The sequence below is a fragment of the Stenotrophomonas sp. G4 genome, assembly GCF_003428825.1.
Taxonomy (GTDB): domain Bacteria; phylum Pseudomonadota; class Gammaproteobacteria; order Xanthomonadales; family Xanthomonadaceae; genus Stenotrophomonas; species Stenotrophomonas indicatrix.
Map to the genome: position 1 here is coordinate 3,723,940 of NZ_CP031741.1, position 23,054 is coordinate 3,746,993.

The window sequence follows — 23,054 nt, forward strand, 5'->3', positions numbered from 1 at the left end:
CTGCAATGACTCTTCGCATCGCCTACGTCACCAGCGGGATGGGCAGTGTCGGCACTGCCATCTGCCAGAGCCTGGCCCGTTCCGGCCATACCGTGGTCGCCGGCTGCGCACCCAACTCGCCGCGCAAGGCCAACTGGCTGCGCGAGCAGCGCGAACAGGGCTTTGATTTCATTGCCTCCGAAGGCAACGCCACCGATTGGGCGTCGACCACGGCGGCCTTCGCCAAGGTGCGTGCTGAGGTCGGCGAGGTGGACGTGCTGGTCAACAACTCCGGCGGCAGCCGCGACCTGCTGTTCCGGCAGATGACGGTGGAGGACTGGAATGCGGTGATCGCCTCCAATCTCAATTCGCTGTTCAACCTGACCAAGCAGGTGGTCGATGGCATGGCCACGCGTGGCTGGGGCCGCATCATCAACATCGGTTCGGTCAGCGCCCACAAGGGCCAGATCGGCCAGGTGAACTACGCCACGGCAAAAGCCGCGATGCACGGTTTCAGCCGTGCGCTGGCCGCTGAAGTCGCCTCGCGCGGGGTCACCGTCAACACGCTGTCGCCAGGCTACATCGCCAGCCAGGCGATCAGCAGCTTCCCGCCGGACGTGCTGGATCGCCTGGCCGCGTCGGTACCGGTGCGGCGCCTGGGTCGCCCGGATGAAGTGGCCGGCCTGTGTGCCTGGCTGGCTTCGGATGAAGCCTCCTACGTGACCGGTGCCGACTATCCGGTCAACGGTGGCCTGTACATGGGCTAGTAGTCTCCACGCAGGGCGTGGGTCTGCTTCCCTCCCCCGGCAGATTCACGCCCTGCGCGGCTTCTCCCACGACGCCGTTCGTTGGTTTTCCGTAAACAAGGTTTCATGTTCCGTTCGCATAGTGGCCGTGCACCACGCCCCCGGGCCGGTGACCATCCCCCATGCAACGGACCATCATGCAGACCCGATACCTGACGATCGCCGTGGCGATCGCGCTTTCCGCCGCCAGCGCCCACGCCGCTGAAGCCACCGACGCCACCGCCGATATCGCGCTGAGCGCGCAGACGCTGGATACCGTCTCGGTCATCGGCCAGGGCGAGACCCGCCAGGTGCAGCGCATCACCACCGTCGACAAGCAGGTGCTGCCGCCGGGTACCAGCGGCCAGAAGATCCTCGACCGCCTGCCCGGCGTGTCGGTGCAGTCCAACGATGCATTCGGTGCCAACGAGGAATCGCAGACCATCAGCCTGCGTGGCTTCGACAAGAGCCGCCTGGGTTACACGCTGGACGGCATCCCGCTGGGCGACAACAGCTACGGCAACTACAACGGCCTGAGCATCGCCCGTGCACTGATCGCCGAGAACCTGGCCGGCGCCGAGCTGTCGCAGGGCATCGGCTCGCTGGGCGTGGCCTCGACCAGCAACCTTGGCGGCACCATCCAGTACTTCTCGATGGACCCGTCCACCGAATTCGGCGGCCGCGCCAGCATCACCGTCGGCGATGACAACCAGCGCCGCGGCTACCTGCGGGTGGACACCGGCGACATCAACGGCTTCTCGGCCTACGTGTCCGGCGTGCACCAGGACCAGGACATGTGGGCCGCGCCGTACCAGAACCAGACCACCCGCCAGTTCAATGCCAAGGCGGTATGGAACGTGGGCGACAACCGCTTCGGTGCCTTTGTCGCCACCTCGCGCGCCAGCCAGGCCAACTATGCCTACCTGTCCAAGGACATGCTGGCGCGCGGCCTGGGTTATGACTGGAACATCTATGCACCGGACTGGGATCGCGCCGTCGCGGCTGCATACTGCGCACCGGGCACCTACAACAAGGCACGCTGTGCATTCAGCGGCGGGGTCAACAGCATCGACGATGCCTACTACCAGAGCCGTGCGCTGCGCGATGACAACCTGTACTCGATCGACGCCGACATCCGCCTGGGTGAACAGGGCCGCCTGAAACTACTGGGCTACCACCACGAAAACCGTGGCCAGGGCCACTGGTGGGCACCGGGCCAGCCGTCCTACCCGGGCACCGACAGGATGCTGCCGATCTCGATCCGCAGCACCAACTACACCATCAACCGCGATGGCGTGACCGCTGCGCTGTCGTGGACGCTGGGCATCCACGAACTGGAAGCCGGCGTGTGGTACGAACAGAACGACCATAACGTCTCACGCAACTTCTACTACATCAGCGGCCCGTTCCTGGACGACCTGTACCTGCAGAATCCGGACCGTCGCCTGTTCAACCAGGACTTCGACATCCGCACCCGCCAGTTCTATGTGCAGGACCGCATGCGCTTCCTCGACCAGCGCCTGACCGTGGACGTGGGCATCAAGAGCCCCAACACGCGCATGACTGCCAAGGCCCAGCCAGGTGTGGAAACCAGCATCGCCTCGGGCACGCTGACCGCCAAGGAATCGGTGCTGCCGCAGTTGGGCGTGGGCTTCAAGCTCAACGCCAACAATGAAGTGTTCGCCTCGTACGCCGAGAACATCGCTGCCTTCGTCGGCGGCGGCAGCGGTGGCCCGCTGCAGGTGTCGCCGGAATCGTTCGCGGCCAGCGCCGGCCTGGAGCCGGAGAAGTCCAAGAGCCTGGAAGCTGGTTTCCGTACCTTCGGTGAGAAATACCAGGCGTCGATCGCGGCCTACAACGTGAAGTTCGACAACCGTCTGCTGTCGTTGAACCCGTGCTCGAGCATCGAGGTAGGCACGCGTCCGGAGTGCGTGACGCGCTTCATCAACGTCGGTTCGGTGAAGAGCCATGGTGCCGAGCTGACCTTCATCCTCAAGCCGGTCGATGGCCTGCAGTGGTACAACGCGCTGTCCTGGAACAAGACCACCTACGAGGATGACTACACCTCCGGCGGTGCGATCGTGCCGGTGGCCGGCAAGATCACCGTGGATACGCCGCAGCGCATGGCGTCCAGCGAGATCAGCTGGAACCGCGATGGCTTCTTCGCCAGCCTGCGCGCCAAGTACACCGGCAAGCGTTATTACACCTACACCAACGACCAGTCGGTGCCGGGCGTGACCACCTTCGATGCCGGCGCCGGCTACGACTTCGGCCCGGGCATGGGCCTGCGCAACGTGCGGGTGTCGTTGAACGCGACCAACCTGACCAACAAGCGCTATGCGGGCCAGCTGAGTTCGTTCGCACCGACCGATCCGAAGGGCACGCGGTATGCAATCCATGCGAGTGCCCCGCGGCAGATCTTCATGACGGTGGCAGCGGAGTTCTAAGTCAGAAGCGGGCGCTGCGGCGCATCAGTACCGCAGCGGGGCGAGGTGGGACGGGCCGAGGCAGGACACGCCGCAAGTACGTCCCTGTAGGCTCGGTCGGCGCATCCATGCGCCTCACGGTCCTGCCTCGGCCCGTCCCACCGCGCTCGACGATTTCCTGCGCCGGCGCGGAGGCAATGGAAAGCAAGAGCAAAAGCAAAGAGCCGGGCATTGCCCGGCTCTTTGCTTTTCAAGCTTTTCAAACGCAATCCCTCTGGTGGATTGCTGGCCGTCTAGCGGGAAATTGTCTGGAGCGGGGGGCTTGCGCTGGCCAGGACCGTCCACGGCATGGATGCCGTGGCCGAGCCTACAGGGACGTACTTGCGGCGTGTCCTGGCCAGCGCAAGCCCCCGCTCTCCCGATATCAATCAAGACGCGACAAGCCGCCAACGCATTTCATTCTGGCGCCAGCTGGTCCATCCGGATGCGGTTGGCGAACAGCGAGAACGCCAGCATGCCGGCCAGGCCGTTGGCCCGGCTCATCCAGTGCGGCAGCCAGCGCGGTGGCTTCAGCACACCCGATTCGAACAGCGGGGCGAACGCAATCGCATCGGTCAGGCTCATCTTGCCGGCGAACAACCAGCGGCAGACCTGCAGGCGATCCTCGGCCAGCATGTGGCGGAAGAAGGTATGCACCGACACCAGCCCGCGCAGGTACACCGTGTCCTTGGTGAAGGCCAGGCCGCCACTCGGCGGCACACCGCGGAACACCCGCTGCGCCGAGGCGAAGCTCTCTTCCGGGTTCTGCCCGGCATCGCAGAAGTAGCGGAACACCTCGATGAAGTCCGCACCTTCGCGCGCCATCGCGATCGCCTCGGTACGCAGGCTGATGCGCTTCAGGCGCTCGATGTCGATGCTGCCGGTGATCTGCTCGGCAAACGTCGCCAGTCCTTCCTGGGTGGCCGTCACCCGTGGCGAGGACAGCGCCAGGCTCGGCAGCACCGGCTGCGCGCGACCGTTCAACGCCGTCAACGAATGCACCAGCGCTTCATGATGGAACAGCTGCGCGCGATCGTAGGCGCTGAAACGCGCACTGGTGCGCAGGCGGATGCGGGTCGGTCCGGCAGCCGCCTTCGAGACCAGCTCCGGGTCCAGCTGCACCTGGATGATGCGTGATTCAAAGAACGCATCGAGATCATTCTGCAGCTGCAGCTGCAGGGCGATCGCCGAGATCGGCACCTGCTCTTCCGGTGCCAGCAGCTCGTGATCCAGTTCGGCAGCAATCTGGATGAAGTGGCGCGCCGCATCGCGCGTGCTCGGTCCATTGCCCGGCAAAGGCTGTTCGGGTGAACCGAACAACTGCATCGAACAGGCATCGACGGCTGCGGTGCCGAGGCCTTCCAGCAGCTGCGCCGCCAGATCCCAGCTCTGCGCGGACTGCCGCACGTAATGGCCCAGCGGATGGCTGTCGTCACACTCGGCAGCGAGCGCGGCCAGCGCGCGACGCTCGTCGCTGAAATCCAGCTTCGGGTAGTCGACCACCGGCAGCGTCGGCTGGCCACGGGCCACGCTGTCCAGAAAGGGTGCCTGCAGTGTCGCCGGCCAGCTGGTCAGGCCCAGCAGGCGGATGCCTCCTACGGCCTCGACCAGGCGCGCATCGAGCGCTGCATGGTGGGCCACGTCACGGTCCAGCGTCGCGGTCGGTTCCATGGGCGGACTATAACGCCCTGCCCGCGCGTTGGTAGGTGCCAACCTTGGTTGGCATCCGCCGACGGCGGGCTTTGGACACCTCCGTGCCAACCAAGGTGGGCACCTACCGGAAGCGGGTTTCCGGCACCGCGGGGTCAACGCCGGCGCGGTTTGCCCGCCGGGCGGAACTGCTGGCTCTTGCCCTTCCTGCCACCGCGTTCCTGCGCGGTCTCGGCCTGGCGCACGGCCAGCTTGGCGGCGGCGGCGGCCACTTCTTCCTTCAACTTGAAGTAGTTCAGCAGCCGGCTCTCTTCGATCTCGCCGGCATCGATCGCCGCACGCACGGCACAGCCGGGTTCCTGCTGGTGCATGCAGTCGCGGAAGCGGCACTGCGCGGCCAGCGCTTCGATGTCGGCGAAACCGCCTTCGGCCAGCGTTTCTTCGCCGGTCGGCTTCAGTTCGCGCATGCCCGGCGTATCGATCAGGCAGGCGCCCATCGGCAACGGCATCAGTGCGCGGTGGGTGGTGGTATGGCGGCCGCGCGAATCGTTGGCGCGCACCGTATTGGTCTTCATCCGCTGTTCGCCCAGCAGCGTGTTGGTCAGCGTCGACTTGCCCGCACCGGAAGAACCCACCAGCACCACCGTGCGGCCCGGGCCCAGCCACGGCTCCAGCACTGCAACACTGTCGGCATCCAGGCCATTGATCGCGTGCAGGGCGATGCCCTGCATCTCCAGTTCTTCCAGCACCGCCAGCGCATCTTCGCTGTACTCGGTCTGGTCGGCCTTGGTCAGCACCACCACCGGTTCGGCACCGCCACCGCCCACCAGCAGCAGGTAGCGTTCAATACGGCGCGGATTGAAGTCCGCATCCAGGCCACAGACGATGAAGACGGTATCGATGTTGGCTGCGATCACCTGCTGGTGGTAATGCTCACCGGCAGCGCCACGCTTGATGGCGGTACGTCGCGGCAACAGGGCAACGATGCGGATGCCATCCAGCAGCACCCAGTCGCCCACCGCCGGCCGTTCGTGGCTGGGGAAGCGCGGGCGCTGCCACTCCGGCAGCGATTCGGCCTTGATCGATGCCTCCGGGCCATCAGCCACCACATAGTGGGTGCGATGCTGCTCGATCACCCGCGCCGGGTGAGCCTGCGGGTGCGCGGCCATCACAGCCTGCCAGTCGGCCTGCTGCGGCGGGCCCGGCCAGGGCCAGCCAATGGTCTGCAGAGCGGTGAAATCGGGGGTCTGGGTCATCGCCGCCATTCTACCTGTGTGGTGCCGCCCAGCCCAATGCTGGCGGGCCCTGCGGCCCTTGCCATGCGCTGCAGCAATTCCGCTACCATGGAAGCCCCATGCCTTCTGCGGCCCACCGCCCATGTCCACTCCCTCGCCCAAGCCCCTGGTCATCCGCGAGCGCCTTTCCGAAGTGCGCTACGAAATCCGCGGAGAACTGGCACGGCGAGCCCGGGAGCTGGAAGCGCAGGGCCACAAGCTGATCAAGCTCAACATCGGCAATCCCGGCGCTTTCGGTTTCCGTGCACCGGAACACCTGCAGCGCGCGATCGCCGATGACATGGGCCGCACCGATCCGTATACCCACCAGCAGGGCCTGCCGGTCGCCCGCGAGGCAATCGCCGCTGCCTACGCCCGCCGTGGCGCACCGGATGCGCATCCGGACCGCGTGTTCGTCGGCAACGGTGTCAGCGAGCTGATCGACCTGTCGCTGCGTGCGCTGCTCAACCCGGGCGACGAAGTGCTGGTGCCCTCGCCGGACTACCCGCTGTGGTCGGCCTCTACCATCCTCAACGACGGCCGCCCGGTGTATTACCGCTGCGCCGCCGAGAACGGCTTCCAGCCGGACCCGAGCGAGATCGAGACGCTGGTGTCCTCGCGCACCCGCGCCATCGTGCTGATCAATCCGAACAACCCCAGCGGTGCCAGCTACCCGCGTGAGCTGCTGGAGCAGGTGGTCGAAATCGCACGCCGCCACAACCTGCTGCTGCTGGTCGATGAGATCTACGACCAGATCCTGTACGACGACGCGGTGTTCCAGCCGGTCGCACCGCTGGCAGGCGACCATCCCTGCCTGACCTTCAGCGGCCTGAGCAAGGTGCACCGCGCCTGCGGCTGGCGCGTGGGTTGGGCGCACCTCAGCGGCGACGACGCGCGGCTGGGCGACTTCCGTGCCGCGCTGGACCTGCTGGGCGCGCTGCGCCTGTGTGCCAACGTGCCGGGCCAGTACGCCATCGACGCCGCAGTGAACGGCCCGGACACCATTTCGGAGCTGTGCGCACCGGGTGGCCGCCTGTATGAAACCCGTCGTGCGGTGATCGAAGCCTGCGCGGCCAGCGAACACCTGTCGCTGGTTGCCCCCGCCGGCGCGCTGTACGCGTTCCCGGCCGTGGTCGGTGCCGCTGCCAAGGGCTTCGACGATCATAATTTCGCGCTGGACCTGATGAACAACGACGGCGTGCTGGTGGTGCCGGGCTCGAGCTTCAACGTGCCTTACCGCCATCACTTCCGCGTGACCCTGCTGCCGGAGGCGTCGGTGATGCGCGACGTGTTCGCCCGTATCGACCGCGCCCTCGCCCGCCGTGCTGAAGACGCCACCAAGGTGGTGCCGCTGAAGCCCCGCCGGTCGGTGGCTTGATCGATGGGCTTGTCGTATCTGGCCCTGGGCGATTCCTACACCATCGGTGAAGCGGTCGCGGTCGACGGCCGCTGGCCGCATCAGCTCGCCGCCGCCCTGCGCGCGCAGGGCATCGCGCTGGACGACCCGCAGACCATCGCCACCACCGGCTGGACCACCGACGAGCTCGACGCCGGCATCGACGACGTTGCGCCGCAAGGGCCGTTCGACTTCGTCAGCCTGCTGATCGGCGTCAACAACCAGTATCGCGGGCGTCCGCTGGACGAGTACCAGGTGCAGTTCCAGGCCCTGCTGCAGCGCGCGATTGGTTTTGCCGGCGGCCGTGCGGACCGGGTCCTGGTGCTGTCCTTCCCGGACTGGGGCACCACGCCGTACGGTGCAGGCAGCGGTCGCGACCTGGGCCAGATCGAACTGGAAACCGACGAGTTCAACGCTGCCGCCGAGGTGATCAGCACCCAGCAGGGCGTGGCCTTCGTCGACATCACCGATATCAGCCGCGACACCGGCGCTGACCCGGCGATGATCGCCGAGGATGGCCTGCACCCGTCCGCCCGGATGTATGCGCTGTGGAGCGCGCGTGCGCTGCCGGTGGCCGCACACCTGCTGGGCAGGACGGACTGAGACGATGGACGGCACGCCCCTGCCCTGTTCGCCGCTTGATGCCGGGCAGGCGCGCCTGATCGCCGAGTCCTTCCGGCCGATGCAGGCCTGGGGCAGCCGCCGCGATTACTACTACACGCGCGGCAAGCTGGGCAGCGACCCGCTGTATGACGGCGTGCTGCAGCACCTTCCCGACGACGGCCAGCCGGTGCTCGACCTGGGCTGCGGGCTGGGCCTGTTCGCGCATGTGCTGCGCCAGCGCGGCCGCCGCCAGGGGTATCTCGGGGTGGACGTGGACAGCGACAAGATCGCCCGTGCGCAGCGCGCCGGCAACGGCCTGGCCGACGTACGGTTCGACTGTCTGGATGTGCAGGCGCCATTGCCGGTGCATGGTGGGCATGTGCTGCTGCTGGATGTGCTGCAGTACCTGGACGAAGCGCCGCAACTGGAGCTGCTGCGCGCGGTGAGCGCGCGGGTCGCGCCCGGTGGCCGCCTGCTGCTGCGCACGCCGCTGGCGACCGGCGACCGCCGCGACCGCACCACGCGGGTGGCTGACCGCCTGGCCTGGCTGGTCGGCTGGATGGGCACGCGACCTCGCCACTACCCGGATCCGCAGCGGCTGCAGGCCACGCTGGCGGCTGCCGGCATGCAGGTGGCTCCGTTGCGTCCGCTGCATGGGCGCACGCCGTTCAACAGCTGGTTGCTGGTGGCCGAGCGGCCGGGAACTGCGGCCAACGGCTGAGCCCCTCGTGGTGGGCGGCTGTCTACGGGGGCTGCCCGGGGCGGGATGGTTTACGGGTGCGTCCACCACGGAAGACAGGAGAAAAGCGAAGGGCAAACGCGGGTCGCTTCGCTCTTGCCGCGCTGCGCGCTCGCCGGGCGTGGCCCGGCGCTACCGGTCACCTGGCCGGCAGTTCGGCCTTCAGGCCGCGCTCGTCCAGCACCTGCAGCACCCGTTCGATGATGGCCAGGTTGTGGCCATGTGCGGCACCTTCATGCAGCAGCACGATCGCGCCCGGGCGCAGGTCCGGGAGCAGACGCGCCAGCACGCCATCCGGGGTGCAGCCGACGCCGTCATAACCGCGGGCGCTCCAGCCCACGCGCACCAGGCCCAGCTTGCGCAGTACCGGCGCCACGAACGGGTTGGTCATGCCCACCACCGAGCGGTACCAGCGCACCGGTCGCCCACTCACCGCCTGCAGCGTCTGCTGGCAGCCCTCGATCTCCGCCGCCATCATGCCCGGGCCCAGCCGCCAGAAGCGCGCCTGCGGATGGCTGTGGCTGTGGTTGCCGAGGTCGTGTCCGCGACGCAGGATCTCCTCCACCAGGGCCGGATGCGCCAATACGCGCTCGCCGACCAGGAAAAAGGTCGCCTTCGCCTGGTGCCGGTCCAGCAGATCCAGCACCGCCGGGGTCTGTTCACTGGGGCCGTCGTCGATGGTCAGCCAGACGCTGTTGCCGGCCGCGGGCAACCGGCTCAGCACCGGCGCATAGAAGCGGCTGTTGGGCAGGAACACCGGCACCATGAACAGCGCGTGGCTTGCCACCATCAGGGCCAGGCCCCAGTGCCAGCCCGCCAGCACCCAGACCAGGATCACGGCCAGCTGCGACAGCACCAGCCAGGGCACCCAGCGCCAGGGCCGGGTCGGGATGCGATGCAATGTTCCTGCGTTGGTCATGCCCCATGATGCCATGGGGGGTAGAATTGATGATTCGAATTTTTCGGACCCATGACTGCCATGTCCCTCGATCCCGCCCTGCGTTCGCGCATCGAAACCATCCTCAACGACAACCGCGTCGTGCTGTTCATGAAGGGCCAGCCGTCGATGCCGCAGTGCGGCTTCTCGGCCAAGGCCGTGGGTGCCCTGCAGGACCTGGGCGTGGAATTCGCCCACGTCAACGTGCTGGCTGACGCGGAGATCCGTGAAGGCATCAAGGCCTATGGCGACTGGCCGACCATCCCGCAGCTGTACATCGACGGCGAACTGGTCGGCGGCAGCGACATCGTGCTGCAGATGGCCGCCAGCGGCGAGCTGAGCAGCGTGCTGGGTCTGGCTGCACCGGACCGCACCCCGCCGCGCATCACCGTCACCCCCGCCGCGGTGGAAATGCTGAAGGGCGCGCTGGCCGATTCGCCGGGTGCGTCGCTGCAGCTGGGCATCGATGCCCGCTTCCAGCCGAACTTCCAGCTGGCCCCGTACGATGAAAGCGCAATCGCCGCCGAGTCCAACGGCCTGCGCGTGCAGTTCGACCTGGCCAGCGCCCGCCGCGCCGATGGCATCACCATCGACTGGGTCGACGACATCCGTGGCAAGGGCCTGGCGATCGACAACCCGAACGCGCCCAAGCCGGTGCAGGAAATCAAAGTGCGTGATGCCGACGACCTGGTGCGTGCCGGCAACGTGATGCTGGTGGACGTGCGCCCGGCGGAAGAACGCGCCATCGCCGCTGTCGGCGTGCCGTTCAAGAGCTTCGATGGCAACGGCCGCGCCGAGCTGGAAGCCCTGCCCAAGGACACCGCCCTGGCTTTCCTGTGCCACCACGGTGGCCGCAGCGCGCAGGCAGCGGAACAGTTCCGTGCGCTGGGCTTCAGCAAGGTGTTCAACGTCACCGGCGGCATCGATGCCTGGTCGGACGAAGTGGACAACGGCGTGCCGAAGTACTGATCGGCGGCGCTTGATACATAGGAAAAACGCCGGCGAAAGCCGGCGTTTTCTGTTGAGCCCATCCACGCATGGCGTGGATCTACTCTTTCCGTGTCCCAGGCGCGGGGGCTGACGTTCCGGTTACCCTGCAAACCCGCCTTCGGCCAGGTAGTCCAGTTCTTCCGGCGACGGAATGCGGCCAAGCACCGCATTGCGGTGCGGGAACCGGCCGAAGCGGCGGATGATGTCGCGGTGCAGTTCGGCGTACTGCAGGTATTCCTTGTCACCCAGCACGTCGAACATCGCGACCGAGCGGTCCTGGTCCAGCGGATCTTCGGAGTGCTCGAACGGCAGGTAGATGAAGGCGCGCAGCTTGGGGACCAGCTGCAGGTCCAGCCCCTCCTCGATCGCGCGCGTGGCGTAGTGCCGTGCCAGGCCATCGGTGGCATAGGAATGGGCCGTGCCGCGGAAGCAGTTGCGCGGGAACTGGTCCAGCAGCAGCATCAGCGCCAGCGCGCCCTCGGCGCTGCCCAGCCAGTGCTCGCGCGCGCGCGATGCGGCAGCGTGGTGTTCGTCCGCGAACAGCGTGCGGAACCGCGCGTCGAACGCATCATCACGGGTGAACCACTTTTCAGGGCCCGCGTCCTTCCAGAATTCCACCACTTGCGCGGCAACGTCCATCACCTACTCCCCAGGGCCGGCGCGCCGCGCCAGGCCATCATCATCATTCGTCGAAGCGCAGGTGGCGGACCGACTTGCCGTTGCGCCGGATAAGCTTAAGCGCCTCGATGCCGATCTGGATATGGTTTTCCACGAACTGCGAGCTGACCTTGGCGTCGGACGCCTCGGTTTTCACCCCGTCCGGGATCATCGGCTGGTCTGAAACCAGCAGCAGGGCCCCGCTGGGAATATGGTTGGCGAAGCCCGCAGCGAAGATCGTCGCGGTTTCCATGTCGATGGCCATGCAGCGCATCGCCCGCAGCCGCTCCTTGAAGGCCTCGTCGTGCTCCCAGACCCGGCGGTTGGTGGTGTAGACGGTGCCGGTCCAGTAATCATGGCCGAGGTCGCGGATCATGGTCGAAACCGCACGCTGCAGGGCGAAGGCCGGCAAGGCCGGCACTTCCGGCGGCAGGTAGTCGCCCGAGGTCCCCTCGCCGCGGATGGCGGCGATCGGCAGCACCAGGTCGCCCAGCTGGTTCTTGCGTTTCAGCCCGCCGCACTTGCCCAGGAACAGCACGGCCCTGGGCATCACCGCCGACAGCAGATCCATGATGATCGCGGCATTGGGGCTGCCCATGCCGAAGTTGATCATGGTGATGCCGTCGATGGTGGCACTGGCCATCGGCCGGTCCAGGCCGATCACCGGCGCCCCGGTCAGCGCGGAGAACGTATGCAGGTAGCCCCCGAAGTTGGTCAGCAGGATGTGCTGGCCGAACTGGTCCAGAGGCACGCCGGTGTAGCGTGGAAGCCAGTTGTCGACGATGTCCTGCTTGCTCTTCATGGGGAATCCGGTGCGGCGTGGGGAGCACCATTTTCCGGGAGGCGGTCGTTGCCGTCGAGACGGCCGCTGGCGCCCCGTGAAAAAGGTCACTTGGCAAGCAGGCCACTCCCCGGCTAGCGTCGGTGGGTTGAACACGCTGCCAAGGGGATCTGCATGACATCGAGGTTGTTGCGCGCCGGGTTGGGTCTGGCGCTGGTATCGCTGAGCACGGCGCCGGCCGTGGGCGCTTCGCGCTTCGTGGCCGATCCCTACCCGAGCACCTACCAGGCGCACCCCGATGGGCCGCTGCTGATCCAGAACGCAACGGTGCTGACCGGCACCGGCCAGCGCCTCGACAACGCCGATGTGCTGCTGCGCGATGGCCGCATCGTCGCCGTCGGCGATGCGCTGCAGGTCGATGCCAGCGTCACCCGCATCAACGCCGACGGCAAGTGGGTGACGCCCGGCCTGATCGACGTGCACTCGCACCTGGGCGTCTATCCCAGCCCCGGTGTCGGCGCGCACAGCGACGGCAACGAGATGACCGCGCCGGTCACCGCCAACGTCTGGGCCGAGCATTCGGTATGGCCGCAGGACCCCGGTTTCCAGGCGGCACTGGCAGGCGGAGTGACCAGCATGCAGGTGCTGCCCGGCTCGGCCAACCTGGTCGGTGGCCGCGGCGTAACGCTGAAGAACGTGCCTGCCACCACCTACCAGGCGATGAAGTTCCCCGGCGCGCCGTGGGGCCTGAAAATGGCCTGCGGCGAAAACCCCAAGCGCGTCTACGGTGGCGGCAAGGGCGTGGCACCTGCAACGCGGATGGGCAACGTGGCCGGTTACCGCGCAGCCTTCATCGACGCGGCCGACTACATCGCCAAGAACAAGCCGAAGCCGGCCAAGCGCAAGGGCTGGTTCGGCAGCGACAAGGGCGACAGCGCCGGTGATGCCGGCGGCAAGCGCGACCTCAAGCTGGATACGCTCGCCGGTGCGATCCAGGGCGATATCCGCGTGCACATCCACTGCTATCGCGCCGATGAAATGGCCACCATGCTCGACCTGTCCAAGGAATTCGGCTTCAAGGTGGCCGCCTTCCACCACGGCGTGGAGGCCTACAAACTGGCCGACCGGCTGGCGGCCGAAGGCGTATGCGGGGCACTGTGGGCTGACTGGTGGGGCTTCAAGATGGAAGCCTTCGACGGCATCGCCGAGAACATCGCGCTGGTCGACCGGCCGAAGAACAGCTGCGCCATCGTCCACTCCGACTCGCCCGAGGGCATCCAGCGCTTGAACCAGGAGGCAGCCAAGGTGATGGCCGCCGCGCGCCGCGCGCACATGCCGGAGATCGCGCCGGAACGCGCGATCACCTGGATGACCGCCAACGCCGCCAAGGCGCTCGGCATCGAGGCGCAGACCGGCACGCTGGAGGCCGGAAAGATGGCCGACGTGGTGATCTGGAACGGCAATCCCTTCAGTTCGTATGCACTGGCCGAACAGGTGTTCGTCGATGGCCGCCGTGTGTACGACCGCAGCACGCCACCGGCAACGCCGCGGTCGGATTTCCAGCTTGGACAGGAGTTGCGCTGATGGGCATGGTGAACAAGCGTCGCCGGGCATGGCCCGGCGCCACCTTGGTTGCGCTGTTGTTGCTGACAACCGCAGCCTCGGCGCAGGACCTGCTGGTGCGCGGTGCGACCGTCGCTACCGCCAGCGCACGTGGCAACGTGGAAGACGCCGATGTGCTGGTGCAGGGCGGCATCATCCGTGCGGTGGGCCGGGGCCTGTCCGCACCGGCCGGCGTGCCGGTGGTCGAAGCCAAGGGACGCATGCTGACCCCTGCCCTGTTCGGTGGCATCACCGAGATCGGCATCGAGGAAGTATCCGGTGAATCAAGCACGGTCGACAGCGCACTGAAGATCGGCGAGCAGCCGCTGCGCCCGGAGTTCGACGTGACACTGGCCTATAACCCGGCGTCCGTGCTGATTCCGGTGGCGCGCCTGGACGGCATCGGCTTCACTGCGCTGGGCGCGGCCACCGGCGGTGGCTTCGTCGCCGGGCAGGGCGGCGTGGTGCGTTTCGATGGCAGTGCCGACCCAATCGGCCCGCGCGCGCTGTTCCTGCGCCTGGGTGCTGCAGCATCTGAACTGACCGGTCAATCGCGCGCGGCGCAATGGATGCTGCTGCAGCAGATGGTGGACGAGGCACGCGGCCAGGTGGCCGCCGACTCGCCGCATGCGCTGCTGACCCCGGCCGGCCGCCGCACGCTCGCCCGCTATCTGTCCGGGCAGGGCCGCATCGTGGTGGAAGTGGACCGCGCGGCCGACATCCGCCAGCTGCTGCGCTGGGCGGCACGCGAGAAGGTGAAGATCGCCATTGCCGGCGGTGCCGAGGCCTGGCAGCTGGCACCGCAACTGGCAGCGGCCAGGGTACCGGTATTCGTGGACGCGCTGGGCAACCTGCCGACGACCTTCGACCAGATCGGCGCCACCCTGGAAAACGCCGCGCGGTTGCAGCGCGCGGGCGTACCGGTGGCCTTCGCCCAGCGCGATGATGCCTCGCACAACGCACGCAAGATGCGCCAGCTGGCCGGTAACGCGGTGGCCAATGGCCTGCCCTGGGCCGACGGCCTGGCCGGGTTGACCCGGGTGCCGGCCGAGGTGCTTGGCGTGGCCGACCAGATCGGCAGCATCGAACCGGGCAAGCGTGCCGATCTGGTGCTGTGGGAAGGCGATCCGCTGGATGTGGCGCACTATGCCGAACAGGTCTGGCTGGGCGGCCGGGCGATGCCGATGCGCTCGCGCCAGACCGAACTGCGCGACCGCTACCTGCAGCGCAACGCGCAGCCCTGACCATCACCAGGAGCCATCGATGCCCACCCTGCGCTGGTATTTCGACTTCGTCTCGCCCTATTCCTACCTGCACTGGCAGAAGGTGAAGCAGCTGCCGCAGTTCGGGCGCATCCAACCGGTGCCCATCGCCTTTGGTGCGGTACTGCACCATCTGGGCAACCTGGGCCCGGCGGAGATCCCGGCCAAGCGCCGCTTCATGTACCGCCAGCTGCTGTGGACTGCGCAGGCCGAGGGCACCCCTCTGCGCTTCCCGCCCGGACACCCGTTCAATCCGCTGGCGGCCCTGCGCCTGTGCCTGGCCGCCGGTGCCAGCACTGCGGCAGTGGACGTGCTGTTCGACTGGATCTGGCGCGACGGCCACGCCGGCGACACGGCCGAGGCCCTGCGCGAACCCGCCGCCCGGCTGGGTATCAGCGACGTAGAGGCGGCCATTGGCGAGCCGGCCATCAAGGAGCAGCTGCGTCGCAACACCCAGGCGGCGATCGAGACCGGAGTGTTCGGCGTGCCGACCCTGGCCATCGACGGCGAACTGTTCTGGGGCAACGATAACCACCCGCTGATGGCGGCGGTGCTGGACGACCCCAGCCTGCTGGACCGGCCGGACTGGCAGCAGGCGGTGGCCCTGCCGGTGGCGGTGCAGCGTAGTCGCTGAACAGGCAGTGGCGCGTTTCCCTCGCGCGCCCGGCCCCGTTTTGAGATAGTTTTCACATTTCCGAACCAACAACCGCCCTGGAGGGGGAGCCGCGGATGCGCATCGGAATCGTCGTCGACTCGGCCTGCGACCTGCCGCAGGACTTCATTGCCGAGCACAACATCGTGCTGCTGCCGATCACCGTGCGGATCGGCGAAGCGGTGCTCGCCGACCACCGCGACGAGCAGGCAACGCTCAGCTTCCTGCACGCGCACGTCGCCGAGCACGGCGCCGAAGCGGAGACCATCCCCTTCAGCGTCAACCAGATCCGCGACCTGTTCCTGCAACGCTTGGTGATCGACTACGACCATGTGTTCTGCATGACCATCACCAAGACCCGCAGCCCGATCCACGACAACGCACTGCAGGCCAGCTTCGCCATCCTCAACGACTACAAGCCGGTGCGGCAGGCGGCAGGCTTCAACTCGCCGTTCGCGCTGCGCGTGCTGGATACCCAGAACCTGTTCGCCGCACAGGCGGTGACGGCAGTGGAAGCGGTGCGCCTGCGTGCCAGCGATGCCAGCGTGCAGCAGATACGCGAGCGGCTGGAGGAACTGGCCGGCAACGTGCACGGCTACATGGTCACCCGCGACCTGTACTACATGCGTGCCCGCGCCCGGCACAAAGGCGACCGCAGCGTCGGCCTGCTCAGCGCCGCACTGGGCAGTGCGCTGGACATCAAGCCGGTCTTGCATGGCTATCGCGGCCAGACCGGGCCAGTGGCGAAGATCAAGGGTTTCGACAATGCCGTGCTGAAGCTGTTCGGCGTGGTCGGCCAGCGCGTACGCGCCGGCCTGATGACGCCAACCGTGTGCGTCAGCTACGGCGGCGAACTGGACGAGCTGCGTGCCCTGCCCGGCTATGCGCAGATGAAGGAGGTCTGCGCCGACCATGGCGTGACCGTGTACGAATCGGTGATGAGCCTGACCGGCATGGTCAACGTCGGCAAGGGTGCGGTCACCGTGGGCTTCGCCGATGGGCCGCATCGGTTTGAATGAAGGCCAACCGCGCTCTGGAATCTGCACATCGATTCCACCGCGCCTATGCCAGCCTAGCCGCACCTCAAGGAGATCAACATGCCTGCGCAGTACCACATCAGCCTGCCCGAACCGTCCAAGGCCCGCGGCAACGACCCCGACCTGTCTTTCCATTCGCAGGGCGCTGCCGGCTTCGCCGAAGAACTGCAGAACGCGCTGCGCAATGGCAGCCTGTTCGAGCGCTGGCGCGACAAGCAGCCGGACCCGGATGCGGTGGAGCCGCAGTGGGGCGCGACCGATCCGGAGGCCACCGTGACCGGTGAGCAGAAGGACCTGCGCATCAACCTGGTGGCCACCACCCGCATCGACAGTGACGTGTTCAAGCAGCGCCTGCGCCTGCTGGCCGGGCACCACTGGGAACTGCGCGACGTGCGTTGAGTTCCGGCTCTGGTAGGCGCCAACCTTGGTTGGCGCTTTCCTGAAGGCTGCCAACCAAGGTTGGGATCTACCGACTCTGCGCCTCCGAATTGTCGCAAATAGCCCGGTAGTGATGACCGTGCTTTGGTAGGTGCCAACTTTGGCTGGTACTTCCCGGCACATCGCTCATGTGACTGGCACACTGGCGCGATGAGAAACACAGACCCAATCTTCTGGCCGCGAGTGCCTGGCCGGGTGACTGGCATGTTCTCCAGCGAGATATGCCTTTACCTGGACGAAGACTATTTCCAGGGACATGTCGCCACCACGGCAGATGGACAGGTCACCGCCATCACCTCGCGCAGCCTTGCTGCCGAATGGGGACTCGCCTTGCCCAACGGTATCGAAGAGCGCGGCGTGCAGGTGCGCATCCCACCTGCCGATGACCACGAGGGGATGGAACAGGAATACTGGTTCTTCGGCGAGATTGCCGACCGGCCGTGATGGGTAAGACCGACCCGTTCCGGTAAATGCCAACCCTGGTTGGCAGCCTTTTGGAAAGTGCCAACCAAGGTTGGCCACTACCGGCTTCACCTTGCCGAGCTGCCGGCCAGCGGCCGGCACTACCCAACCTGCGCCTTACCAACCGCCGCCCAGGGCGCGATACAGCTCTACGCGTGCAATCGCGGCGGTCGCCTGGCTGTTGGCCAGCGCGGCCTGGTTATCCAGCGCGATGCGCTGGGTGCTCAATACATCCAGCATGTCGACCACGCCGGCCCGGTACTGCCGACGCGCCGCACCCAGCGCCGTCTCGCTTTCATCCACCGCCACGTGCAGCTGCGCGGCACGCTGCTGTTCGGCGGCATAGCCGTCGATGGCATCGTCCACTTCATGCCAGGCCTGCAGCACGGTACGGCGGAACTGCAGGGCCGCCTGTTGCTGCTGCAGCCTGCTCAGCGCCAGGTTGGCCTTCAGGCGTCCGCCCTGGAAGATCGGCAGGCTGATCGACGGGCCGATACTGAAGCGATGCGCGTTCCAGCCATCCAGATCATCCAGCTGCCTGGCCTGGAAACCGGCATCGCCATTCAAGGTGATGCGCGGCAGGAAGCTGGCCTTGGCCACGCCAATTCCCGCCGTGGCAGCATGCAGCGCAGCCTCGGCACGGCGGACATCCGGGCGACGCTCGGCCAGTTCACTGGGCACGCCCACGGCCAGGTTCGGCAACGCGGGCCAATCGCGGCGCGCGCTCTGCAGCTGCGCATCCAGCGCCTGCGGCGGCTGTGCCAGCAGGAACGCGAGTGCATTGCGCAGCTGCGATTCGCGGTGCCGCAGCGGCGCAATGCGGGCCTGCAGCGAAGCGACCTGCGCCGCCGCACTGGAGACCTGCAACGTGCTGGCCACGCCCTGGCGCTGGCGCGCTTCGGTCAGCCGCTTGATGTCGTGGGCGATGCTGAGGTTGTCCTCGGTGATGGCCAGCAGCTGGCGCGTCGCGCGCAACTGCAGGTAATCACGCGCGGTCTCGGCCAGCAGCGCGATGCGCACCGCGTGTGCATCTTCCTCAGCCATCTGCACGCGTGCGTCGGCCGCTTCCACCTGACGGCGTACGCGTCCCCACAGATCCAGTTCCCAGCTCATGCCGATGCCGGCCTGGAACAGCCCATAGTCATCGCGGCCGCCATAACCGGACGGATCGTTCAGGCCTACCTCGCTGTTGCGCGCGCGTACGCCACTGGCAGTGGCGCCGACGCTGGGCAGCCTGTCGGCCGCGGTGACGCCACGCGCAGCGCGGCTCTGCTGCACCCGGTTGGCGGCCAGCTGCAGGTCGAGATTGGCCTGCAGTACCTGCGTCGCCAGTTGCCCCAGCAGCGGATCATCGAAACCGGACCACCAGCTGGCGTCGTCATCCAGCGCCGCTGAAGCCACCGCTTCGCCCTGCCACTGCGTGGGCAGGTCGGCCTGCGGGCGCACGAAGTCCGGGCCCAGCGTGCAGGCGGTCAACGCCGTGCACAGTGCCGCTGCAGCCAGTACACGCGGGAATACGCGGATCATGCGCCTTCCCCGCCCGTGCGGTGCCGCTCGCGCTGCGCACTCTGCACCCGCTGCGGACGCTGCAGATCCACGCTGGCTTCCACCGACATGCCGGCCCGCAGTTGGCCCAGCAATGTCTGCTCCGGCTCCAGCACGATCTTCACTGGAATGCGCTGCACCACCTTGGTGAAGTTGCCGGTCGCGTTTTCCGGCGCCACCGCGGCGAACGTCACGCCAGTGGCCGGGGCGATGCTGTCGATATGGCCACGCAGCCGCGTGCCGGGAAATACATCCACCGTCAGCTCAACCTGTTGCCCTGGCTGCATCCGGGTCATCTGCGTTTCCTGGAAGTTGGCGACAACGAAGGCGCGCTGCAACGGCACCACTGCGGCCACCGGCGTGCCCGGGGTCAAGTAGGCGCCGACGCGCACTGCGCGGCGTCCCACCACGCCATCGATCGGTGCACGCAGCTCGGTGTGCGAAAGATCCAGTTCGGCGCGCGCCTGTGCGGCTTCGGCACGCTGCACGGCCGCCTGTGCGGCCTGCACCCCGGCAGCGAGGATGTCGGTGCGCTGGCGTGCGGTCGACAACGCGGCCTGTCCCTGTTGCAGATGTGCACTGGCCACGGCCTGCTTCGACTGCGCCTGCTGCGCGTTCTGCACGCTACCGGCACCGTCGCGGGCCAGCTCGCGGTAACGCTGCTGGTCGGCGCTGGCCAGGGTCAGTTCGGCGCGGCTGACATCCACACTCGCCTTGGCCTGTTCGATCAGCGAGCCCTGCTGTGCCAGCGCCGCCTGCGCGTTGGCCAGCTGCGCGCGCGCATTGGCCAGGTCGGCGCGGGCGGCCAGCAACGCGACCTGGTAGTCGCGGTCATCGATGCGGGCCAGCACGTCACCGGCCTTCACCGCCTGGTTGTCTTCCACGTTCACCGCGCTGACGAAGCCGGCGATCTTCGGTGCGACTACGGTGTAATCAGCAACTACGTAGGCGTTGTTGGTGGTCTGGTGGCGGCCATCGCGCAGCAGCAACCAGGCAGCACCGGCCAGAAGCAGTACGCCCAGGCCGAGGCCGGCGTTGAGATACGTTCGATTGATTGTCATGGGGAGTTCCTGCGAAGGGATCAGGCCACGGCACGTGGCGGATGGATGCGGGTGGGCATCCAGGCAATGAGGGGAATGAAGGCCAGCGCGACCAACGCGACCAGCAGGTAGAGATCGGCCGAGGTCAACGTCTGCACCTGCGCGTGCAGGCGCGCGCCAAGCTGCGGCCCTTCGGCCAGCCACGGCTGTTCGCCCAGTCGCTCGACCAGCACGGTGGAGTGGAAATGGCGGCGTCCCTGCGCGACCGCTTCCAGCACGCCGCTGGCCAGCACCGCAGCAAAGCCCTTGACCGTGTTGAACCACGCCGAGGCAAAGGGGCCGTCCTGTGGCGCCAGGCCGCCGGTGGCCAGCATCAGCAACGGCAGCACCGCCATCGGCTGCGCAAACACCTGCAGCAGCTGTACCCACAGGAAGTTGTCGCGTATCCAGCTGACGTCCAGATGCGCGCCCAGCCAGCAGGCCAGCGCCAGCAGGGCCAGGCCGGTGGCCTGCACCCAACGGCAATCGATCGCACGGATGTTCAGCAGTGCGGCGACCAACGGCAGCGCGATGACCTGCGGCACCGCCACCCACAGCAGCATCGGCGCGGTCTGTTGCGGGCGATAGCCCTGCACGCTGGCGAGGAAGCCGGAAGGAATGGAGATCACCGCCAGCAGCACGAACAGCACGCCACCGAGGGTAATCAGCGAGTAGCTGAGGTTACGGTTGGCCAGCAGCTGCAGCTTGAAGAACGGCAGTGGATGGAACCACTCGTTGATGAAGAACAGCACCAGCAGACCCGCACCGCCACCCAGCATCAGCGTGATCAACGACGAGTCCAACCAGTTCAGGCGCGGGCCCTGCACCAAACCCAGTACCAGCAGCACCAGCGCCGGCAGGCCGAGCATCAGGCCGACGCCGTCGAACTGTGCGAAGCGCTCCAGCCGCAGGGGATCCTGTGGCAGGCCCCAGCCGACCATCGCCATCGCCGCCAGGCAATACGGCACGATCTGCCAGAACGCCCAGTGCCAGCCCACCTGCTCCACCCAGAATGCGGCCAGCGGAGTGCCCATGCTCGGGCCGAAGGTGGCGGTCAGTGCGTAGGCGGCCAGGCCGTACAGCTTGATGCCCGGCGGCAGGAAGCGCAGCGCCACGCTCATCAGCAGCGGCGGCAGCGCGCCCCCACACAGGCCCTGCAATGCGCGCAGCAGCAGAAAGGTCTGCAGGTTGGGGGCGAGCGGGCACAGCACGCCCAGCACCATGAAGCCGCCGATCATCGCCAGCGCAAAGCGGCGCAGCGAGAAGGTGGCTGCGCACCACGGTGCGAATGCCATCGCGCTGACCGACATGGCGCTGTACAGCGCCACGATCCAGCTGCCGTCATCGACGCTGAAACCCATCGCACCGCGGATGTCGGCCAGCGCGACCTTGGTGACGTTCTCGTTGAAACCCGACACCAGCACTGCCAGCAGCACACCGCACAGCCCAACCAGGATGCGCCGGTCGAAGCCGGGGGCAGCGACGGGCCGGGGCACTGCCGGCGCCGCGGGCATGGCGGCCGGCGTGCTCACTGCCGACTGCCGATCCGTGCAGTACACGGCATATATGGAGACATTTGATTGCGCTCAGTGGAACTTTCGGGAGCGCAGTCTAGAAAGGCCGTTGCCTGCGAAAAATGGCGTGCCCGGCATCGCAGGCGTGCGTCCGGCGCACGCCTGCGGGCAATCAGTGGTGGGCCGCCTCGACCGAATCGCACATGCCCTTGATCGCCCGCCGCAGCCACTGGTGGGCCGGGTCATTGTCCATGCGTGGGTGCCAGGCCTGCACCAGCGCTACGGTCCGCACCGGCACCGGCAGCGGGAACATCCGCAGCGGCAGGCCCATGCGGGTGATGCGGTCGAGCATCACGCTTGGCATCTGCGGCAGCACCAGGTCCGAATCGGCGGCAGCAAAGATCGCGCCATGGAAGGTAGGGATGACCACCGCCACCCGCCGTTGCAGGCCGAGCGCTGCCAGCTCTTCGTCGATCGGGCCATGCGCAAGCCCGCGCCGGGACACGGCGATGTGGTCGCACGCGGCGAAGCGCTCGACACTGATGTCGCCGTCGAACAACGGATGATCCTCGCGTGCCGCGCCCAGCAGCGAGGTGGTGAACAGGTGCTGCACCTTGGTTTCCGGGCTGTGCTTGCCGGCCGTGCTGATGTACAGGTCGATCCGCCCCTGCACCATCGCATCGTCATCGGTATCGCCTTCGGGCACGAAGCGCAGCATGCAGCGCGGTGCCTGCTGGCGGAAGACATCACGCAGGCGGCCGCCATAGCTGCCGATGAACACATCGTTGGCGCGCACGCTGAACGTTCGTTCCAAGGTGGCCATGTCGACCTCGCGGCCCGCATTGAACACGCGGTGTGCCTGCTCGATCACATCGCGCACCTGCTCACGCAGTTCCAGCGCGCGTGGCGTGGGAGCGAGCCCACGGCCGGCGCGCACCAGCACCGGATCACCCAGGGCTACCCGTACCCGGCCCAGGGTACGGCTCATCGCCGGCGCACTGAGATTCATCCGTCGCGCAGCGGCCGCCACGCTGCATTCGTCGATCAGCACATCCAGTGCCAGCAACAGGTTCAGGTCCGGCAAGGGCATGGCAGTCTCCCGCAAATGGGATGACTCTACTGCAATCCAGACCATCCAGAATTGCGTTGTACGCACGCATTGACTGCGGCGCACGGCATGGGTGTGCGCGACGACATCAGCGACCAT

21 protein-coding genes are annotated in these 23,054 nt (G+C 67.2%); 12 read left to right on the forward strand and 9 right to left on the reverse strand.

The window, feature by feature from the left end:
- Positions 1 to 5: 5 nt before the first annotated feature.
- Both phbB and D0Y85_RS17025 read left to right on the forward strand, forming a co-directional pair.
- Positions 6 to 746 carry an acetoacetyl-CoA reductase gene (gene phbB, locus D0Y85_RS17020; RefSeq protein ID WP_117311354.1) on the forward strand — a complete coding sequence of 247 codons (741 nt, stop codon included), beginning with the start codon at positions 6 to 8 and terminating at the stop codon, positions 744 to 746.
- A 176-nt stretch (positions 747 to 922) separates the two neighbouring features.
- A complete protein-coding gene (locus tag D0Y85_RS17025) occupies positions 923 to 3,211 on the forward strand; it encodes a TonB-dependent receptor (protein WP_117311355.1) in 2,289 nt (762 codons plus the stop codon).
- A gap of 435 nt (positions 3,212 to 3,646) precedes the next feature.
- On the opposite strand, the gene D0Y85_RS17035 is transcribed toward D0Y85_RS17025, so the two are convergent.
- Positions 3,647 to 4,900: a flavohemoglobin expression-modulating QEGLA motif protein gene (locus D0Y85_RS17035; protein ID WP_117311356.1), complete on the reverse strand. Its 1,254-nt coding sequence runs from the start codon at positions 4,898 to 4,900 to the stop codon at positions 3,647 to 3,649.
- Positions 4,901 to 5,034: 134 nt separating this feature from the next.
- Positions 5,035 to 6,135 (reverse strand): ribosome small subunit-dependent GTPase A, encoded by a 1,101-nt coding sequence (gene rsgA / locus D0Y85_RS17040; protein WP_227416527.1) that lies wholly within the window; start codon positions 6,133 to 6,135, stop codon positions 5,035 to 5,037.
- Between the two features lie 121 nt (positions 6,136 to 6,256).
- On the opposite strand from rsgA, the gene D0Y85_RS17045 reads away from it, so the two are divergent.
- Genes D0Y85_RS17045 through D0Y85_RS17055 form a run of 3 tightly spaced genes read left to right on the forward strand, consistent with a single transcriptional unit; the run spans position 6,257 to position 8,873 of the window.
- The gene (locus D0Y85_RS17045) at positions 6,257 to 7,531 is read left to right on the forward strand and encodes a pyridoxal phosphate-dependent aminotransferase (protein ID WP_117311357.1); all 1,275 of its coding nucleotides are present in this window, start codon (positions 6,257 to 6,259) and stop codon (positions 7,529 to 7,531) included.
- A 3-nt stretch (positions 7,532 to 7,534) separates the two neighbouring features.
- Complete coding sequence (locus D0Y85_RS17050; protein WP_117311358.1) at positions 7,535 to 8,152, forward strand: SGNH/GDSL hydrolase family protein; 618 nt, start codon at positions 7,535 to 7,537, stop codon at positions 8,150 to 8,152.
- Between the two features lie 4 nt (positions 8,153 to 8,156).
- Complete coding sequence (locus D0Y85_RS17055) at positions 8,157 to 8,873, forward strand: class I SAM-dependent methyltransferase (RefSeq protein ID WP_117311359.1); 717 nt, start codon at positions 8,157 to 8,159, stop codon at positions 8,871 to 8,873.
- 157 nt (positions 8,874 to 9,030) lie between these two features.
- Here D0Y85_RS17055 and D0Y85_RS17060 read toward each other — a convergent pair whose 3' ends face one another.
- Positions 9,031 to 9,810 (reverse strand): polysaccharide deacetylase family protein, encoded by a 780-nt coding sequence (locus D0Y85_RS17060; RefSeq protein ID WP_117311360.1) that lies wholly within the window; start codon positions 9,808 to 9,810, stop codon positions 9,031 to 9,033.
- 60 nt (positions 9,811 to 9,870) lie between these two features.
- Here D0Y85_RS17060 and grxD point away from each other — a divergent pair, with 60 nt between their 5' ends.
- Positions 9,871 to 10,797 (forward strand): Grx4 family monothiol glutaredoxin, encoded by a 927-nt coding sequence (grxD, locus tag D0Y85_RS17065; protein ID WP_117311361.1) that lies wholly within the window; start codon positions 9,871 to 9,873, stop codon positions 10,795 to 10,797.
- Between the two features lie 120 nt (positions 10,798 to 10,917).
- On the opposite strand, the gene D0Y85_RS17070 is transcribed toward grxD, so the two are convergent.
- Together D0Y85_RS17070 and D0Y85_RS17075 are read right to left on the reverse strand one after the other, a co-directional pair.
- The gene (locus D0Y85_RS17070; protein ID WP_049464768.1) at positions 10,918 to 11,457 is read right to left on the reverse strand and encodes a DUF924 family protein; all 540 of its coding nucleotides are present in this window, start codon (positions 11,455 to 11,457) and stop codon (positions 10,918 to 10,920) included.
- 43 nt (positions 11,458 to 11,500) lie between these two features.
- Positions 11,501 to 12,277 (reverse strand): AMP nucleosidase, encoded by a 777-nt coding sequence (locus tag D0Y85_RS17075; protein ID WP_117311362.1) that lies wholly within the window; start codon positions 12,275 to 12,277, stop codon positions 11,501 to 11,503.
- A 153-nt stretch (positions 12,278 to 12,430) separates the two neighbouring features.
- Between D0Y85_RS17075 and D0Y85_RS17080 the strand changes: the two genes are divergently transcribed.
- From D0Y85_RS17080 to D0Y85_RS17105, 6 genes are all read left to right on the forward strand, one after another.
- Complete coding sequence (locus D0Y85_RS17080; protein WP_117311363.1) at positions 12,431 to 13,840, forward strand: amidohydrolase; 1,410 nt, start codon at positions 12,431 to 12,433, stop codon at positions 13,838 to 13,840.
- Positions 13,840 to 15,102 (forward strand): amidohydrolase family protein, encoded by a 1,263-nt coding sequence (locus tag D0Y85_RS17085; RefSeq protein WP_117311364.1) that lies wholly within the window; start codon positions 13,840 to 13,842, stop codon positions 15,100 to 15,102. The genes D0Y85_RS17080 and D0Y85_RS17085 overlap by 1 nt, the downstream gene beginning before the upstream one ends.
- Before the next feature lie 19 nt (positions 15,103 to 15,121).
- Positions 15,122 to 15,754 carry a DsbA family protein gene (locus D0Y85_RS17090; protein ID WP_117311365.1) on the forward strand — a complete coding sequence of 211 codons (633 nt, stop codon included), beginning with the start codon at positions 15,122 to 15,124 and terminating at the stop codon, positions 15,752 to 15,754.
- Between the two features lie 95 nt (positions 15,755 to 15,849).
- A complete protein-coding gene (locus D0Y85_RS17095) occupies positions 15,850 to 16,791 on the forward strand; it encodes a DegV family protein (protein WP_025874100.1) in 942 nt (313 codons plus the stop codon).
- A 78-nt stretch (positions 16,792 to 16,869) separates the two neighbouring features.
- Positions 16,870 to 17,208: a hypothetical protein gene (locus D0Y85_RS17100; RefSeq protein WP_025874099.1), complete on the forward strand. Its 339-nt coding sequence runs from the start codon at positions 16,870 to 16,872 to the stop codon at positions 17,206 to 17,208.
- 243 nt (positions 17,209 to 17,451) lie between these two features.
- Positions 17,452 to 17,691 (forward strand): DUF3916 domain-containing protein, encoded by a 240-nt coding sequence (locus tag D0Y85_RS17105; protein WP_229290244.1) that lies wholly within the window; start codon positions 17,452 to 17,454, stop codon positions 17,689 to 17,691.
- A gap of 135 nt (positions 17,692 to 17,826) precedes the next feature.
- Here D0Y85_RS17105 and D0Y85_RS17110 read toward each other — a convergent pair whose 3' ends face one another.
- From D0Y85_RS17110 to D0Y85_RS17125, 4 genes are all read right to left on the reverse strand, one after another.
- A complete protein-coding gene (locus D0Y85_RS17110; RefSeq protein WP_117311366.1) occupies positions 17,827 to 19,236 on the reverse strand; it encodes an efflux transporter outer membrane subunit in 1,410 nt (469 codons plus the stop codon).
- Complete coding sequence (locus tag D0Y85_RS17115) at positions 19,233 to 20,315, reverse strand: HlyD family secretion protein (RefSeq protein ID WP_117311367.1); 1,083 nt, start codon at positions 20,313 to 20,315, stop codon at positions 19,233 to 19,235. The genes D0Y85_RS17110 and D0Y85_RS17115 overlap by 4 nt, the downstream gene beginning before the upstream one ends.
- A gap of 20 nt (positions 20,316 to 20,335) precedes the next feature.
- On the reverse strand, positions 20,336 to 21,865 hold the full coding sequence (locus D0Y85_RS17120) for an MFS transporter (protein ID WP_117311368.1): 1,530 nt from the start codon (positions 21,863 to 21,865) through the stop codon (positions 20,336 to 20,338).
- A gap of 154 nt (positions 21,866 to 22,019) precedes the next feature.
- Positions 22,020 to 22,937 carry a LysR family transcriptional regulator gene (locus D0Y85_RS17125; protein WP_025874094.1) on the reverse strand — a complete coding sequence of 306 codons (918 nt, stop codon included), beginning with the start codon at positions 22,935 to 22,937 and terminating at the stop codon, positions 22,020 to 22,022.
- Positions 22,938 to 23,054 lie beyond the last annotated feature (117 nt).

Coding starts and splice junctions, on each gene's coding strand:
- phbB (WP_117311354.1), top strand. CDS start 6: ATGACTCTTCGCATCGCCTACGTCACCAGCGGGATGGGCAGTGTCGGC.
- D0Y85_RS17025 (WP_117311355.1), top strand. CDS start 923: ATGCAGACCCGATACCTGACGATCGCCGTGGCGATCGCGCTTTCCGCC.
- D0Y85_RS17035 (WP_117311356.1), bottom strand. CDS start 4,900: ATGGAACCGACCGCGACGCTGGACCGTGACGTGGCCCACCATGCAGCG.
- rsgA (WP_227416527.1), bottom strand. CDS start 6,135: ATGACCCAGACCCCCGATTTCACCGCTCTGCAGACCATTGGCTGGCCC.
- D0Y85_RS17045 (WP_117311357.1), top strand. CDS start 6,257: ATGTCCACTCCCTCGCCCAAGCCCCTGGTCATCCGCGAGCGCCTTTCC.
- D0Y85_RS17050 (WP_117311358.1), top strand. CDS start 7,535: ATGGGCTTGTCGTATCTGGCCCTGGGCGATTCCTACACCATCGGTGAA.
- D0Y85_RS17055 (WP_117311359.1), top strand. CDS start 8,157: ATGGACGGCACGCCCCTGCCCTGTTCGCCGCTTGATGCCGGGCAGGCG.
- D0Y85_RS17060 (WP_117311360.1), bottom strand. CDS start 9,810: ATGACCAACGCAGGAACATTGCATCGCATCCCGACCCGGCCCTGGCGC.
- grxD (WP_117311361.1), top strand. CDS start 9,871: ATGTCCCTCGATCCCGCCCTGCGTTCGCGCATCGAAACCATCCTCAAC.
- D0Y85_RS17070 (WP_049464768.1), bottom strand. CDS start 11,457: ATGGACGTTGCCGCGCAAGTGGTGGAATTCTGGAAGGACGCGGGCCCT.
- D0Y85_RS17075 (WP_117311362.1), bottom strand. CDS start 12,277: ATGAAGAGCAAGCAGGACATCGTCGACAACTGGCTTCCACGCTACACC.
- D0Y85_RS17080 (WP_117311363.1), top strand. CDS start 12,431: ATGACATCGAGGTTGTTGCGCGCCGGGTTGGGTCTGGCGCTGGTATCG.
- D0Y85_RS17085 (WP_117311364.1), top strand. CDS start 13,840: ATGGGCATGGTGAACAAGCGTCGCCGGGCATGGCCCGGCGCCACCTTG.
- D0Y85_RS17090 (WP_117311365.1), top strand. CDS start 15,122: ATGCCCACCCTGCGCTGGTATTTCGACTTCGTCTCGCCCTATTCCTAC.
- D0Y85_RS17095 (WP_025874100.1), top strand. CDS start 15,850: ATGCGCATCGGAATCGTCGTCGACTCGGCCTGCGACCTGCCGCAGGAC.
- D0Y85_RS17100 (WP_025874099.1), top strand. CDS start 16,870: ATGCCTGCGCAGTACCACATCAGCCTGCCCGAACCGTCCAAGGCCCGC.
- D0Y85_RS17105 (WP_229290244.1), top strand. CDS start 17,452: ATGTTCTCCAGCGAGATATGCCTTTACCTGGACGAAGACTATTTCCAG.
- D0Y85_RS17110 (WP_117311366.1), bottom strand. CDS start 19,236: ATGATCCGCGTATTCCCGCGTGTACTGGCTGCAGCGGCACTGTGCACG.
- D0Y85_RS17115 (WP_117311367.1), bottom strand. CDS start 20,315: ATGACAATCAATCGAACGTATCTCAACGCCGGCCTCGGCCTGGGCGTA.
- D0Y85_RS17125 (WP_025874094.1), bottom strand. CDS start 22,937: ATGCCCTTGCCGGACCTGAACCTGTTGCTGGCACTGGATGTGCTGATC.